Below are 15269 nucleotides of genomic sequence, written 5' to 3' on the forward strand. Positions count from 1 at the left end.
CGGTTGGGCCTTCCGAGGGTCCGACAGGGCCTTGAACGTGTTCAGAAGGGGTAGGGGAAGCTTCCCTGGAGGACGCTCACGAGGGGGTGTCACGGAGGGCTCACGGCACCTCCGATGACGCGGAGAGGCAGCTCACGCGGCATTGACATCGGGACGTACCGCCCCGCGCAGACCTCGCCGCGACCTGCCTCGCGACAGCGGGTCGCGGAGGATAACACACCTCCTGCAAGAGCTTGTGAAGGGGCGCACGAGCGCCCCCTCCGGGGCAGGTGGATACTCGATGGCATGAGCACCACGGAGCGTCCCAGGATCCTCGTAGTAGGCGGTGGGTACGTAGGCCTGTACGCAGCTCGGCGCATCCTCAAGAAGATGCGCTACGGAGAGGCGACCGTCACGGTCGTCGACCCCCGGTCGTACATGACCTACCAGCCCTTCCTTCCCGAAGCCGCCGCCGGCAACATCTCCCCGCGCCACGTCGTCGTCCCGCTGCGACGCGTGCTGCCGAAGGCGGAGGTCCTCACCGGCCGGGTCACCACCATCGACCAGGACCGCAAGGTCGCCACGATCGCCCCGCTGGTCGGCGAGGCGTACGAGCTGCCCTTCGACTACCTGGTGATCGCGCTCGGCGCGGTCTCCCGCACTTTCCCGATCCCCGGCCTCGCCGAGCAGGGCATCGGCATGAAGGGCATCGAGGAGGCCATCGGCCTGCGCAACCACGTCCTCGAGCAGCTCGACAAGGCCGACTCCACCACCGACGAGGAGATCCGCCGCAAGGCGCTCACCTTCGTCTTCGTCGGCGGCGGCTTCGCCGGCGCCGAGACCATCGGTGAGGTCGAGGACCTGGCCCGCGACGCGGCCAAGTACTACAAGAACGTCTCCCGCGAGGACATGCGCTTCATCCTCGTCGACGCCGCCGACAAGATCCTCCCCGAGGTCGGCCCCAAGCTGGGCGCCTACGGCAAGGAGCACCTGGAGAGCCGCGGCGTGGAGATCTACCTCTCCACCTCGATGGACTCCTGCGTCGACGGCCACGTCGTGCTGAAGAACGGCCTCGAGGTCGACTCCAGCACCATCGTGTGGACCGCCGGCGTCAAGCCGAACCCGGTCCTGGCCCGCTACGGCCTGCCGCTCGGCCCCCGCGGTCACGTCGACTGCGCCCCGACCCTCCAGGTCCAGGGCACCGACTACATCTGGGCCGCGGGCGACAACGCCCAGGTCCCGGACCTCGTCGGCCGCAAGGCGGGCAACGAGAACGCCTGGTGCCCGCCGAACGCCCAGCACGCGCTGCGCCAGGCCAAGGTCCTCGGCGACAACGTGATCTCCGGTATGCGGGGCTTCCCGCAGAAGGACTACAGCCACGGCAACAAGGGCGCCGTCGCGGGTCTCGGCCTGCACAAGGGCGTCGCGATGATCGTCATGGGCAAGATGAAGATCAAGCTCAAGGGCCGTCTCGCCTGGTACATGCACCGCGGCTACCACGGTCTGGCCATGCCGACCTGGAACCGCAAGGTGCGTGTCTTCGCCGACTGGACCCTCGGCATGTTCCTCAAGCGCGAGGTCGTCTCCCTCGGTGCGATGGAGCACCCCCGCGAGGAGTTCTACGAGGCCGCGAAGCCGGCCCCGGTCGCCGCCGCGCCCAAGGAGAAGACCGAGGCCAAGGCCTCCTGACCGCCTCCGGTCGCTGATCCGACCGAAAGACCTCCCGCCGTCCGTGGTGCGGGGGGTCTTTCGGCGTTTCCGGGCACCGAACATGTAACGCGCATGGGGGACTGTGCAGGCACCCCATTTTGTTTATACGTGGTGTTGGACATTCCGGGAGTGCTGTCACGGAGGTGTGCGCCATGGCTGACGCCGCACTGCGGCTGAAGAGCCTCGTCGAACAGTTGCTGGGGGCACCGCTCCCGATGCGCATCCGCGCCTGGGACGGTTCGCAGGCGGGGCCGCCGGGCGCACCGGCGCTGGTCGTGCGGAACCGGCGGGCGGTACGGCGGCTGCTGTTCAAGCCGGGGGAGCTGGGGCTCGCCCGCGCCTGGGTCGCCGGGGACCTGGACATCGAGGGGGACCTGTACGCCGCCCTCGATCTGATGTCGGAGCTCGTATGGGAGCGCGGGGAGGACGCCAGGAGCCTGCTGCAGATGGTGCGCGACCCCGAGGTGCGCGCCGCCGCCCGGGGTCTCGTGAAGGTCGCCGGGCTCCCGCTGCCGCCCGCCCCGCCCCGCGAGGAGGTCCGCAGAGCCCGCACCCATCTGCACACCAAACGCAGCGACAAACGCGCCATCAGCCACCACTACGACGTCGGCAACGACTTCTACGAGATCGTCCTCGGCCCGTCGATGGTCTACTCGTGCGCCTACTGGCCCGCCCCCGACGCCACCCTCGAGCAGGCCCAGCGCGAAAAACTCGAACTCATCTGCCGCAAGCTCGACCTGACGGCCGGTCAGCGGCTGCTCGACGTCGGCTGCGGCTGGGGCTCCCTGGCCGTCCACGCCGCCCGCGAGTACGGAGTGCACGTCGTCGGCATCACCCTGTCGCAGGAGCAGGCCGCGTACGCCCGTAAGCGCGTCGCGGACGAGGGGCTGACCGACCGGGCGGAGATCCGGGTGCAGGACTACCGGGACGTCCCCGACGGGCCCTACGACGCCATCGCCTCCGTCGGCATGGCCGAACACGTGGGCGCCGAAAGGTACTTGGAGTACGCCGAGGACCTGTACCGCCTCCTGAAGCCCGGCGGGCGGCTGCTCAACCACCAGATCGCACGTCGGCCGCAGCGCGACGAATCCTCGTACAGCGTCGACGAGTTCATCGACGCCTATGTCTTCCCCGACGGCGAACTCGCCCCCCTCGGCAGCACCGTCGGGCAGCTGGAGCGTGCCGGGTTCGAGGTGCGGGACGTGGAGGCGATCCGCGAGCACTACGGGCTCACCCTGCGCCGCTGGGTGGCCAACCTGGAGGCCGACTGGGCCCGCGCGATGCGGCTGGCCGGGCCCGGCCGCGCCCGCGTCTGGCGGCTGTACATGGCAGCCTGCGCCCTCGCCTTCGAGCGCAACCGCATCGGCGTCAACCAGGTGCTGGCGGTGCGCACACCGGAGGGCGGGGAGTCCGGGATGCCGCTGCGCGCCCGCACCTGGGGGGCGTGAGTCCGCCACGTACGAAGGGGCCCCGTTCGGTGAGCGAACGGGGCCCCGACTGCCGTACCGCTACTCCGACTTGATGGCTGTCAGCATGTTCAGCCGCGCCGCCCGGCGGGCCGGCCACAGGGCCGCCAGGACGCCGACCGTCGCCGCCAGCAGGAGGAAGACGGCCATCCGCGTCCAGGGCAGGACCAGTTCGTACGTCGCCATCTTCGTGCCGAGGAGTTCACCGGCCGCCCAGCCGAAGAACACGCCCAGGCCGATGCCCAGCACCCCGCCGAAGAGCGAGATGACGAGGGACTCCAGCCGGACCATCCGCTTGATGCCCTTGCGGTCGAGGCCGATCGCGCGCAGCATGCCGATCTCCTGCGAGCGCTCGAAGACCGACATGGCCAGGGTGTTGATGACTCCGAGGACCGCGACGATCACCGCCATGGCCAGCAGGCCGTAGAGCATGTTCAGCATCAGCGTGAACGTCTGCGCGATGTCGTTCGACAGGTCCTGCTTGCTCTGGACCTTGATGGCCGGGTTGGTGCCGAGGGCCTTGACCAGCTTGTCCTTGGTCGCGTCGGAGGCGCCGTCCGCCGTCCTGACCAGGACCCGCATGTCGCCGGGGTCGGTCATGTGCGGGGTGACGACGTTCTTGTCGAGCAGGATGCCCCGGATCAGTTCGTTGCCCTCGTAGATCCCGGAGACCGTCAGACGGGAGGACCTGCCGTCCTCGTAGTGTGCGGTGAAGGACGAACCCGCCTTCCAGCCATGGGACTTGGCGGTGTCCTCGTCGACGACGGCCTGCGTGCCGCCCACCTTGAAGGTGCCGCCCGCGACCTTGAGGTCGGTCAGTTCGGCGATCGCCGGGCCGTTCACGCCCGTCAGGGACTCGCCCGTGCCGTCGATGCGCGCATAGACGTTGCGCAGGGGGCTGGTGGCGGTCACCCCCTCGGTGGTGTTCAGCTTGTTGTCGACGTCCGGGGAGAGCTCGTTGCCGTTCGCCATGGAGACGACGTAGTCGGCCTTGATGGCGGCCGACGCCATCTTGTCGATCGACTTCTGCAGGCTGCCCGCCATCACCGTCATTCCGGTGATGAGGGTGAGCCCGATCATCAGCGCGGAGGCGGTGGCGGCCGTACGGCGCGGGTTGCGCACCGAGTTCTGCCGGGCCAGCTTGCCCGAGACGCCGAAGACGCGCAGGACCGGAGCGGCGGCCGCGATCAGCGGACGGGACAGCAAGGGCGTGAGGATGAAGACGCCGATGATGAGCAGGACCGCGCCGAGCCCCATGGGCGCCTGGCCGTCCGAGCCGTTCATCGTCGTGGCCGCCAGCACGGTCGCGACGCCCGCGGCACTGAACAGCGCGCCCAGCGTGTTGCGCAGCACCAGCGACTTGGTGGTCGCCTTCGCGTGCACGCTGCTCATGGCGGCGACCGGCGGGATCTTCGCGGCCCGGCGGCCGGGCAGCCAGGCGGCCAGCATGGTGATGACGACGCCCACCGCGAGGGCGCTCACGACCGTGCCGGGGGAGATGACCAGCGGCCCGTCCGGGACCGTGGCGCCCAGCGTGTTCATCAGGGAGCGCAGCCCGGCGCCGATGCCGATGCCCGCGACCAGTCCGGTGACGCCTGCGACCACACCGACCACGAAGGCCTCGATCAGCACGGACCGGGTGACCTGGCGGCGCGAGGCGCCGACGGCGCGCAGCAGGGCCAGTTCCTTGGTGCGCTGGGCGACCAGCATGGTGAAGGTGTTGGCGATGATGAACGTGCCGACGAACAGCGCGATACCCGCGAACACCAGCAGGCCCTGCTTCAGCCCGCTCATCGACGAGGAGATCTGCTCGGCCTGGTCGGCGGCGAGCTTCTTGCCCGTGGTGGTCTCGACGAGCTTCGTCCCGAGCGCGTTGTCCAGCCCGGCCTTCAGCGCGGTCTGGGAGGTGCCGGAGGCGGCCTTCACATCGATCTCGTCGTAGGTGCCCGGCTTCCCGAACAGCTTCTGGGCGGTGGCCGTGTCGTAGAGGGCGAGGCTGCCGCCGGCGGCGACGTTGCCGTCGTCCGTGGTGAAGATGCCGGTGATGGTGGGGGTCAGGACCGGCCCGTCGACCGAGAGCCGCACCTTGTCACCGACCTCGTACCCGGCGCGCTTCGCCGTCTCCGAGTCGATGGCGACCTGGTCCTTGCCGTGCGGTGCGCTGCCGGACTTCAGCGGATACCGGGTGTCCTTGTCGCCCCAGTAGTTGCCGCCCTGCGACTGGAAGCCGCCGCCGATGAGCTTGCCGTCCTTGTCGGCGATGGCGGTGAAGCCGCTGACGACGCCGACCGCCGACGCGGCCCCCGGCACCTTCGCGCTCCTGTCGAGCATGGCCTGGGTCAGCTCGGGCGTCTTGCCGATCGTGTTTCCCTTGTCCTCCTGGGACTTGGCCCGCACGGCCACGTCGACCTGGTCGAAGCCCTTGGCCGAACTGTTCTGGTAGGCATCCGAGATGGTGTTGGTGAAGACCAGGGTTCCGGACACGAACGCGACGCCGAGCATCACGGCGAGCACGGTCATCAGCAGCCTGGCCTTGTGCGCGAATACGTTGCGCAGGGCGGTGCGGAACATCAGCTGGTGCGGCCCTTCGCGTCGAACTCGGGGGTCTGGGGGTTCCCCCCAGGAAATTGCCGCATGAAGTCGAGGACGTTCTCCGCCGTCGGCTGCAGCATGTGGTCGACGATCTGGCCGTCCGCCAGGAACACCACCCGGTCCGCGTACGCCGCCGCCACCGGGTCGTGGGTCACCATGACCACCGTCTGCCCCAACTCCCGTACGGAGTTGCGCAGGAAGCCCAGTACCTCGGCGCCGGAGCGGGAGTCGAGGTTTCCGGTCGGTTCGTCGCCGAAGATGATGTCGGGCCGGGAGGCGAGCGCGCGGGCCACGGCGACGCGCTGCTGCTGGCCGCCGGAGAGCTGGGCCGGGCGGTGACCGAGACGGTCCCGCAGCCCCACCATGTCGATGACCCGCTCCAGCCACTGCCGGTCCGGCTTACGGCCCGCGATGTCCATCGGGAGAGTGATGTTCTCCAGGGCCGTCAGCGTCGGCAGCAGGTTGAACGCCTGGAAGATGAAGCCGATCTTGTCCCGGCGCAACTTCGTGAGCTGCTTGTCCTTCAGGGAGCCCAGCTCGGTCTCGCCGATGCGCACCGAGCCGGAGGAGAAGGTGTCGAGACCGGCCACACAGTGCATCAGGGTGGACTTGCCCGACCCGGAGGGGCCCATGATCGCGGTGAACTCGGCCTGCCGGAATTCGACGGAGACCCGGTCGAGGGCGACCACCTGGGTCTCGCCCTGTCCGTAGATCTTCGAGAGATCCGTGGCTCGCGCGGCCACGGTGTGGGTGGACCGGTCGGCGACGGGTGTGGTGGTCACGGGCGGGAACTCCTCATGGGACGACGTCTTGAAGGGACGTGTTCCATCGTGGTGGCCGGAGTCTGCCGTGTAGTCAGCCGCTGTTCCGGTTCCCGGGGGCGACTTCCGAGGGACCCGGGTCCGCCGTGTCATACCTGGGGATGACAGGGACCCCTGACGCCCCGCGCCCCGGCGGCCCCGGCGGACGCCTCGTCGAGAACCGGTGGAGCACCCTCGTTCGGGCGGTGAAATTCCGTCATTCCGCATACACCGCCTACCGCCGCACGCAAGGCTATTGGCAAGTGCGGATGGCTCGTTCCATGGGCTGATGCACCCTCAGACGTCAATAAAATAAGACAACATCGGTCCCTCGTTCCGCTGTTCGGGGGATGTATCCCGATAGGCTCGGAACCTCGATGCGGAGCCCATGGCCTGCCCGGATGGTGGAATGCAGACACGGCGAGCTTAAACCTCGCTGCCCCTACGCGGGCGTGCCGGTTCAAGTCCGGCTCCGGGCACCACCATGTCGTCGATACGTGGCGATCCCTGCATCCTGCATTGAAGACTTCACCGCGCGACCCGTTGACATCGGGCGTGAGCGGACGGAAACTCACGTCAGAAATTCGGTGAACTAAATTTCACTGTGCGAACACACGACCACTCGCGACGACCAAAGGATGCAGGGATGCGCACCACCGTCGGCATCATCGGAGCCGGCCCCGCCGGCCTCCTCCTCGCCCGGCTGCTCCACAACGCCGGCATCGACTCGGTCGTGCTCGAGAGCCGCGACCGCGCCTACGTCGAGCAGCGCCAGCGCGCCGGGATCCTGGAGCAGGGCACGGTGGACGTGCTGCGCGCGGCCGGCGCCGCCGAGCGCATGGACCGCGAGGGACTGCGCCACGACGGAATCGAACTGCGCTACGCGAAGAAGCGCCACCGGGTCGACTTCCCCGCCCTCACCGGCGGCCGGTCCGTGATGGTGTACGCGCAGACCGAGGTGTGCAAGGACCTCATCGCCCTGCAGCTCAAGGAGGGCGGCCCGCTGCTGTTCGAGGCGGAGGCGCTGGCCGTCGAGGGCGCGGACACCGACAGCCCGTCCGTCCGGTTCCGGCACGAGGGTCGCGAGTCCGTCCTGGAGTGCGACTACGTCGTCGGCTGCGACGGCTTCTGGGGTGTGGCCCGGCAGGCGGTCCCCGCCGAGCTCGCCCGCGTCTTCGAGCGGACGTACCCCTTCGGCTGGCTCGGCATCCTCGCCGACGTACCGCCCTCGCACGAGGAGCTCGTCTACGCCCGCCACGACCGCGGCTTCGCCCTGCTCTCCATGCGCTCCCCGTCCGTCTCCCGCCTCTACCTCCAGGTGCCCGAGGGCACGGACGCCGAGGAATGGGGGGACGAGGAGATCTGGGCCGAGCTGGAGCGCCGCTTCGAGACCGAGGACGGGTGGCGGCTGGAGCGCGGGCCGATCACCCAGAAGTCGGTGACCCCCATGCGGTCGTACGTCCACGAGCCCATGCGCCACGGCCGGCTCTTCCTTGCGGGGGACGCGGCGCACATCGTGCCGCCGACCGGAGCAAAGGGGCTGAACCTCGCCGTGGGGGACGTCGTGACGTTCGCGCGGGCGCTGACGCACCAGAAGGAGACCGGTTCGGCGGAGCTGCTCGACTCCTACTCCGAGACCTGTCTGCGCCGCGTCTGGCAGGCCGAGCGGTTCTCGTACGACATGACGACCCTGCTGCACCGCACCCCCGACGCCACGCCCTTCGAGGACCGGCTGCAGCTCGCCCGGCTGGAACGCATCGCCTCCTCCCGGGCGGCCGAGACCGACCTCGCCGAGGGGTACACGGGCTTCCCGCTGCGCTGACGCAGAGGCGGCCGACGTACGGATGGCGTAAGGAGCTGATCTCCGGCGGGTTCCGGCCATGTCGCAGCTTGGTCATGAATGGGGCCCCACGGTGAGGGGAATCACGGATCCGCGTAGCGTGTTGCGCACCACGACGAGGGAAAGATCCTCCCCAAGCACTAGGGTCAATCCTTTGCCTACCCATTACCCTTGATGCTCGAGGCCGCGCACGGCGGCCATGGAGGAGTGCAATGAGGAGCAGAAACCCGGTCTTCTCGCGACGGGGGTTCAGCCGCGACAACGGCTACGCGGGCTTCAACGCCGCGCCGCAGGCCGGGGGACCCGCCGTCACCACGCAGGGCAACCCGTACGCCCAGCCGACCGGCAACCCGTACGCGCAGAACCCCTACGCCCAGCAGGGCCTGCAGCAGGGCGCCCCGCCGCAGGCGCCGGCCACCACCGGCCGGATGACGATGGACGACGTCGTGCTGCGCACGGCGTCCACGCTCGGCACGCTGATCGTGACGGCCGCGCTCGCCTGGGCGCTGCTGCCGGTCGACGACGCCCACATCGGCCGGTCCTACGGCATCGGCATCGGCGCCGCGCTGATCGGCATGGTCCTGGCGTTCGTCCAGTCCTTCAAGCGCACGGCCTCGCCGGCGCTGATCCTGTCGTACGCCGCGTTCGAGGGTGTCTTCCTCGGCGTCGTCTCCAGCATCGTCGACAACCGCATCGCGAGCGGCGCGGCCATGCAGGCCGTGATCGGCACGATGGCGGTCTTCGCCGCGGTGCTGATCGCCTACAAGGCCGGCTGGATCCGCGTCAACCGCCGCTTCTACGGCTTCGTGATGGCGGCCGCGCTCGGCTTCGTGCTGCTGATGATGGTGAACCTGCTGTTCGCCGTCTTCGGCGGCGGTGACGGCCTCGGCTTCCGCAGCGGCGGGCTCGGCATCTTCTTCGGTGTCGTCGGCATCATCCTCGGCGCCTGCTTCCTCGCCCTGGACTTCAAGCAGGTCGAGGACGGCATCGCCTACGGCGCGCCGAAGGGCGAGGCGTGGCTGGCGGCCTTCGGCCTGACGCTGACGCTGGTGTGGATCTACATGGAGTTCCTGCGGATCCTCGCGATCCTCAACAGCAACGACTAGTCGCCGACCATCGTTGCAGCAAAGGGCCCCGGGTTCCGATCCCGGGGCCCTTTGCCGTCGTGCAGTGCGCGCCTAGAGGAATTTGCGCGCGGCCCTCCTCAGGTCGTACTCATGAACGATCGCCTTGGCGTGGCCGTACGCCAGATTGTGCTCGTGGCGTAGCCAGCTGACCTTCTCCTCGAAGTTGAAGAGAGCCGGGCCTTCCTCGACAGCGCGCAGCCAGTCGGAGACTTCACGGCCGGTGCAGTGGGGGATGCGGGCTAGCAGGTTGCGATGGGTCTCCTCGGAGAAGACTTGGGACATCGGCGCCTCCGGACGCAAAGGGGATGTAAGCCGGTCCTTCAGGTCACCGTGCCTGAGCGTTCGCCCGTTGGCAACAGTCCGGATGCGACGCGTACGCTCCACACCGTGGTTGATACGACGCCCTTGACTCGTGCCGTTGATCACTTCGCCGACCGTTTGAGGGCCGCGCCTCAGAGCCGGCTGCAGCGGGGTGCTGCCGCCGAGGCCCTGGAGTTGGCCAGGGAGATGGCCCGGCGCGCCCAGGCGGTGGAGGAACCCGGCGCTGAGCCCCGGGAGATGCCCGATGCCGGGATGTTCGCCGCCGCGGACCAAATCACCGTCGCCGTGCATGACTTGGCCCTCGTGCTGAGTGACGAGGGCCAGGTGGAGGAAGCTCTGCGGTTGGTGGAGGAGGCGCAGAAACGCGCCGGGGTGTGATCCCTACAGGGACGCTATGACCCTGTCCGCCAGGATGTAGACGTTCTCCTCGCCGCACTCGAACGTCAGGGTGTACGCGCCCGAGATGCCCGAGCCGCCCAGCAGGACCGGGGTTTCGCCCGCGCGCAGGGCCGTGGCGAGGCGCTCCGCCGTTTCCCGGTGGCCCGGGGTCATGCAGAGGGTGGTGCCGTCGGCGAAGACGTAGACGTCGAGGGTGCCCAGGGGGCCCGGGCGGACGTCGGCCAGTTCCACGCGGGAGGCGGCGAGTTCCTCGAGGGTGGCCACCGTGCGCTCGTGGTCGTTCACGACCGGTGACTGGACCGGGACGAAGTCCGGGTGGGAGGGGTGGCGGCGGCGGGCCGCGGCCAGCTCGGGGGAGTCCCCCGCGAACTCGTCGGCGTCCGCGGTCGGCTCGCTCACCGGCTCCAGGCCCATGAAATCGGCCTGCCGGGGCAGGAACAGCTCGCTGTCCGCCAGGCCGAGCAGCGAGGGCGCGTCGGAGGCGTCACGGGCCTCCTGGGCGGCCCAGAACGCGCGCGCCTCGGCCAGTTCGCGCTCACGCTCCTCGGCGAGCGCCTCGGCCACCGCGGCGCGTATGTCGTCGGCCTCCGAGGAGGGGCGGGCGGCCGGCACCAGACCGCGTGCGGTGCGGTGCTCGGCGAGCTGGGTGTGCAGTGCCGCGACCTCACGGCGCAACACCATGAGCGTCCGCAGGACGGCGACACCCACGGCGCCCGTGGCGGCCGTGATGACCAGCAAGGTGATCGGCATGGCGCTCACTGACGTACTCCCGGTTCAAAGTCGACCCCCGACTTCCTACATCAGCTTGAAGGGCGGACTAAGCAGCTGTCAGTGCGTAACGTCACGAAACGGGCAGGACTTTGGGTCCGGGGTTTAGTGGCGCGCCCGCCTTGACCTGCGTAAATCCCCCTTCTAAGGGAGATAGGTCACATCCTGGGGGAGATTGGATCACAAAATGGCCCGGAGGGCCGGGGTTTCCCGGACTCCGGGCCATCGACTCACGGTGGGTGCCGAGTTGACTACCGAGAGGTTCGGTCGGGCCTCAGCTGAGGCGCTCGATGACCATCGCCATGCCCTGGCCGCCGCCGACGCACATCGTCTCCAGGCCGAACTGCTTGTCGTGGAACTGGAGGGAGTTGATCAGCGTGCCGGTGATGCGGGCGCCGGTCATGCCGAAGGGGTGGCCGACGGCGATGGCGCCGCCGTTGACGTTCAGCTTGTCGAGGTCGATGCCGAGGTCGCGGTAGGAGGGGATGACCTGGGCGGCGAAGGCCTCGTTGATCTCGACCAGGTCGATGTCGTCGATGGTGAGGCCGGCCAGGCGCAGGGCGCGCTGCGAGGCCTCGACCGGGCCGAGGCCCATGATCTCCGGGGACAGGCCCGAGACGCCGGTCGACACGATGCGGGCGAGCGGGGTGAGACCGAGCTCGCGGGCCTTGGTGTCGGACATGATGACGACCGCGGCGGCGCCGTCGTTGAGCGGGCAGCAGTTGCCGGCGGTGACCAGTCCGTCCGGGCGGAAGACGGGCTTGAGGCCCGCGACGCCCTCCAGGGTGACGCCGGCGCGCGGGCCGTCGTCCTTGCTGACGACCGTGCCGTCGGGGAGGGTCACCGGGGTGATCTCGCGCTCCCAGAAGCCGTTCTTGATGGCTTCCTCGGCGAGGTTCTGCGAGCGGACGCCGAACTCGTCCATGTCCTGGCGGGTGATGCCCTTGAGGCGGGCCAGGTTCTCGGCGGTCTGCCCCATCGCGATGTAGGGGTCGGGGAGCAGGCCGTCCTCGCGCGGGTCGTGCCAGGTGGTGCCCTCCTGCTGGGCGACGGCCTCGGTGCGGGCCTCGGCCTCGGCGAAGAGGGGGTTGCGGCCGCTGGGCATGTCGGAGCTGCCGTTGGCGTAGCGGGAGACCATCTCGACGCCGGCCGAGATGAAGACGTCGCCCTCGCCGGCCTTGATGGCGTGCAGGGCCATGCGGCTCGTCTGGAGCGACGAGGAACAGTAACGGGTGATGGTGCAGCCCGGCAGGTGGTCCATGCCCATCTGTACGGCGACGATCCGGCCGAGGTTGTGACCCTGCTCGCCGCCGGGGAGGCCGCAGCCGAGGTGCAGGTCGTCGATGTCGCGCGGGTCCAGTTCGGGCACCTTGGCGAGGGCGGCCTGGATGATCGTGGCGGTCAGGTCGTCGGGACGCAGGTCCTTCAGAGAGCCCTTGACGGCGCGGCCGATGGGGGAGCGGGCGGTCGAGACGATCACGGCTTCGGGCATCACGGCTCCAGACAAGAAGGGGTGGCGCGTAGCGCCTCGTTGAGGGGTGGCGGTCGGGTGACGGGTGGGCGTACGGGGGTGTTCTTCCGGGCAGGGCTGGTTGGGAAGTTACCCGTACGTATGGCTTGGGTCACGGGTGTCGCCGTGTGACCCTGACCGCAATTTTCTAAGCGCTTGCTTTTTCGGCCCCGAGATCACTGGGACGGCTGCTGCACCGGGGCCCGTTCCGGCTCCGGTACCCGGCGGCGGCGCCTCCGTTTGAGGAGGGCCCACGGCCCCCGCGGTCCCGTCGGCATCGCTGCCGTGACCTCTGTGCCTGCCTCCGAGGCTGCCTCCGCGGCCGCCTTGGCCACCGGCAGGAAGCCTTCGCGGCGGGTGACGTCGGGGCGCTCCTCCTCGGCCGGCCACAGTTCCAGGGCCGCGCAGACCGTCGGCAGGACCGCCATCGCCGCCGTGGCGTAGCCCTCGGCCGAGGGGTGGTAGTTGTCGGGGCCGAAGAGCTCGCGGGGGTTCGCCTCGAACTCCGGGCCGAGCAGGTCGCCCAGCGACACCGTCCGGCCGCCCTGCTCCACCGTGCCGATCGTCTGGGCCGCCGCCAGTTGCCGGGAGGCCCGGCGGGCCAGCCAGCGCAGGGGCTGCTGGACCCGCTCCACCGTGCCCAGGTCGGGGCAGGTGCCGACCACCACCTCCGCACCGGCCGTCCGCAGCCGCCGTACCGTCGACGAGAGGTGGCGGACCGAACGGGTCGGCGGCATCCGGTGGGTGACGTCGTTCGCGCCGATCATGATCACGCAGATGTCCGGGACCAGGGAAGGGTTCGCCAGGACCAGCGCCACCTGGCGGTCCAGGTCGTCGGACGTGGCCCCCGGGAGGGCCACGTTGTGGAGTTCCACCGGGCGTTCCGCCACCGCGGACAGCCCGGAGGCCAGCAACGCGCCGGGCGTCTGGCTCGCCCGGTGCACACCCTGCCCCGCCGCCGTGGAGTCACCGAGCATCGTCAGGCGCAGGGGCGGTTCGTCGGGGGTGGCGTACGTGGTGCCGTAGAGGCCGTCCGCCACGGGGACCCGGCCGCCGGAGCCGTTGCCCACATGGCGCCTGGCCATCCGGACCTCCGCCAGCAGCAGACCGACGGCGGCCGCGCCGGCCAGCCCGATCCCGCCACCGCCGTATGCCGCGCCGGCCGCGATCCGCCGGGCCACCCGCGCCCTCGACATGCTCGTCATACGTCGCCGCCACCTCCTCGAAGCCGTACATCCACTCCTTGCCCCGTACCAGCCGTTCGCCAATCTCAACGGCGAGTGAACGGCCCCTGCGGGCCGTAGGCTGGCGGGACCATCACGACCACTTCTTTTGCAAGCATCCGGAGACAACGGTGCATTTCCACGACTCGATGATCAGTCTCGTCGGCAACACCCCGCTGGTGAGGCTCAACAGCGTGACCAAGGGCATCCGGGCGACCGTCCTGGCCAAGGTCGAGTACTTCAACCCCGGCGGCTCCGTGAAGGACCGCATCGCCCTGCGCATGATCGAGGCGGCGGAGGAGAGCGGCGCGCTCAAGCCCGGCGGGACGATCGTGGAGCCGACCAGCGGGAACACCGGCGTCGGCCTGGCCATCGTGGCGCAGCAGAAGGGGTACAAGTGCATCTTCGTGTGCCCCGACAAGGTGAGCACCGACAAGATCAACGTGCTGCGGGCGTACGGGGCGGAGGTCGTCGTCTGCCCGACGGCCGTCGACCCCGAGCACCCGGACTCGTACTACAACGTCTCCGACCGGCTGGTGCGTGAGACGCCGGGCGCGTGGAAGCCCGACCAGTACTCCAACCCCAACAACCCGCTCTCCCACTACCACTCCACCGGCCCCGAGCTGTGGGAGCAGACCGAGGGGAAGATCACCCACTTCGTGGCGGGTGTGGGCACCGGCGGCACCATCTCCGGCACCGGGCGTTACCTCAAGGACGCCAGCGACGGCGCCGTCCAGGTCGTGGGCGCCGACCCCGAGGGGTCCGTCTACTCGGGCGGCTCCGGGCGGCCGTACCTCGTGGAGGGTGTGGGTGAGGACTTCTGGCCCACCGCCTACGACCGGACCGTCGCCGACGAGATCGTCGCGGTCTCCGACAAGGACTCCTTCCAGATGACCCGCCGGCTGGCCAAGGAGGAGGGGCTGCTCGTCGGCGGCTCCTGCGGCATGGCGGTCGTCGCGGCCCTGCGGGTCGCCGAGCGGCTGGACGAGAACGGCGTCGTGGTGGTGCTCCTGCCGGACAGCGGACGCGGATACCTCAGCAAGATCTTCAACGACGAGTGGATGGCCGACTACGGCTTCCTCGAGGACGAGGGCCCGAGCGCCCGCGTCGCCGACGTCCTGAACGACAAGGTGCACGGCGCCATCCCGTCCCTCGTCCACATGCACCCGGACGAGACGGTCGGGCAGGCCATCGAGGTGCTGCGCGAGTACGGCGTCTCGCAGATGCCGATCGTGAAGCCGGGCGCCGGCCACCCGGACGTCATGGCCGCCGAGGTCGTGGGCTCGGTCGTGGAGCGCGAGCTGCTCGACGCCCTGTTCACCAAGCGGGCCTCCCTGGAGGACCCGCTGGAGAAGCACATGTCCGCCCCGCTGCCCCAGGTCGGCTCCGGCGAACCGGTCGCCGACCTGATGTCCGTGCTCGGCGCCGCGGACGCGGCGATCGTCCTCGTCGAGGGCAAGCCGACCGGTGTGGTCAGCCGGCAGGACCTGCTGGCCTTCCTCGCCAAGGGCGGGAAGTAGCGGCAAACGTCCGG

12 protein-coding genes and 1 tRNA gene are annotated in these 15269 nt (G+C 69.7%); 7 read left to right on the top strand and 6 right to left on the bottom strand.

Annotated elements, in window-relative coordinates:
• Positions 1-285: 285 nt before the first annotated feature.
• A complete protein-coding gene (locus ACFY1U_RS41680) occupies positions 286-1668 on the top strand; it encodes an NAD(P)/FAD-dependent oxidoreductase (RefSeq protein WP_390699250.1) in 1383 nt (460 codons plus the stop codon).
• A 173-nt stretch (positions 1669-1841) separates the two neighbouring features.
• The gene (locus ACFY1U_RS41685; protein WP_390699251.1) at positions 1842-3137 is read left to right on the top strand and encodes a class I SAM-dependent methyltransferase; all 1296 of its coding nucleotides are present in this window, start codon (positions 1842-1844) and stop codon (positions 3135-3137) included.
• A 60-nt stretch (positions 3138-3197) separates the two neighbouring features.
• Here the strand turns inward: ACFY1U_RS41685 and ACFY1U_RS41690 are convergent, their stop codons facing one another.
• Both ACFY1U_RS41690 and ACFY1U_RS41695 read right to left on the bottom strand, forming a co-directional pair.
• Positions 3198-5726 (bottom strand): ABC transporter permease, encoded by a 2529-nt coding sequence (locus ACFY1U_RS41690; protein WP_390699252.1) that lies wholly within the window; start codon positions 5724-5726, stop codon positions 3198-3200.
• Positions 5726-6529 (bottom strand): ABC transporter ATP-binding protein, encoded by an 804-nt coding sequence (locus ACFY1U_RS41695; protein ID WP_390699253.1) that lies wholly within the window; start codon positions 6527-6529, stop codon positions 5726-5728. Before ACFY1U_RS41695 ends, ACFY1U_RS41690 begins: the two co-directional genes overlap by 1 nt.
• A 413-nt stretch (positions 6530-6942) precedes the next feature.
• On the opposite strand from ACFY1U_RS41695, the gene ACFY1U_RS41700 reads away from it, so the two are divergent.
• From ACFY1U_RS41700 to ACFY1U_RS41710, 3 genes are all read left to right on the top strand, one after another.
• A tRNA-Leu gene (locus ACFY1U_RS41700) sits at positions 6943-7029 on the top strand.
• Positions 7030-7193: 164 nt separating this feature from the next.
• Positions 7194-8369, top strand: a complete 1176-nt coding sequence (locus tag ACFY1U_RS41705) for a 4-hydroxybenzoate 3-monooxygenase (RefSeq protein ID WP_390699254.1) — start codon at positions 7194-7196, stop codon at positions 8367-8369.
• 230 nt (positions 8370-8599) lie between these two features.
• A complete protein-coding gene (locus tag ACFY1U_RS41710; RefSeq protein WP_390699255.1) occupies positions 8600-9493 on the top strand; it encodes a Bax inhibitor-1/YccA family protein in 894 nt (297 codons plus the stop codon).
• A gap of 72 nt (positions 9494-9565) precedes the next feature.
• Here ACFY1U_RS41710 and ACFY1U_RS41715 read toward each other — a convergent pair whose 3' ends face one another.
• Positions 9566-9796: a DUF4287 domain-containing protein gene (locus ACFY1U_RS41715; protein WP_115907750.1), complete on the bottom strand. Its 231-nt coding sequence runs from the start codon at positions 9794-9796 to the stop codon at positions 9566-9568.
• A gap of 105 nt (positions 9797-9901) precedes the next feature.
• Between ACFY1U_RS41715 and ACFY1U_RS41720 the strand changes: the two genes are divergently transcribed.
• Complete coding sequence (locus ACFY1U_RS41720; RefSeq protein ID WP_390699256.1) at positions 9902-10213, top strand: hypothetical protein; 312 nt, start codon at positions 9902-9904, stop codon at positions 10211-10213.
• A 3-nt stretch (positions 10214-10216) separates the two neighbouring features.
• Here ACFY1U_RS41720 and ACFY1U_RS41725 read toward each other — a convergent pair whose 3' ends face one another.
• The 3 genes from ACFY1U_RS41725 to ACFY1U_RS41735 form a co-directional block, all read right to left on the bottom strand.
• Positions 10217-10993 (bottom strand): hypothetical protein, encoded by a 777-nt coding sequence (locus ACFY1U_RS41725; RefSeq protein ID WP_390699257.1) that lies wholly within the window; start codon positions 10991-10993, stop codon positions 10217-10219.
• Between the two features lie 283 nt (positions 10994-11276).
• Entirely contained in the window at positions 11277-12494 is a 1218-nt protein-coding gene (locus ACFY1U_RS41730) for an acetyl-CoA C-acetyltransferase (RefSeq protein WP_115907752.1), read from the bottom strand.
• Between the two features lie 194 nt (positions 12495-12688).
• The gene (locus tag ACFY1U_RS41735) at positions 12689-13717 is read right to left on the bottom strand and encodes an SGNH/GDSL hydrolase family protein (protein WP_390699258.1); all 1029 of its coding nucleotides are present in this window, start codon (positions 13715-13717) and stop codon (positions 12689-12691) included.
• A 149-nt stretch (positions 13718-13866) separates the two neighbouring features.
• Between ACFY1U_RS41735 and ACFY1U_RS41740 the strand changes: the two genes are divergently transcribed.
• Positions 13867-15255 carry a cystathionine beta-synthase gene (locus ACFY1U_RS41740; RefSeq protein WP_390699259.1) on the top strand — a complete coding sequence of 463 codons (1389 nt, stop codon included), beginning with the start codon at positions 13867-13869 and terminating at the stop codon, positions 15253-15255.
• The last annotated feature ends 14 nt before the right edge of the window (positions 15256-15269 follow it).

It is taken from the genome of Streptomyces sp. NPDC001351 (assembly GCF_042896045.1).
In the GTDB taxonomy this organism is placed as follows: Bacteria; Actinomycetota; Actinomycetes; order Streptomycetales; family Streptomycetaceae; genus Streptomyces.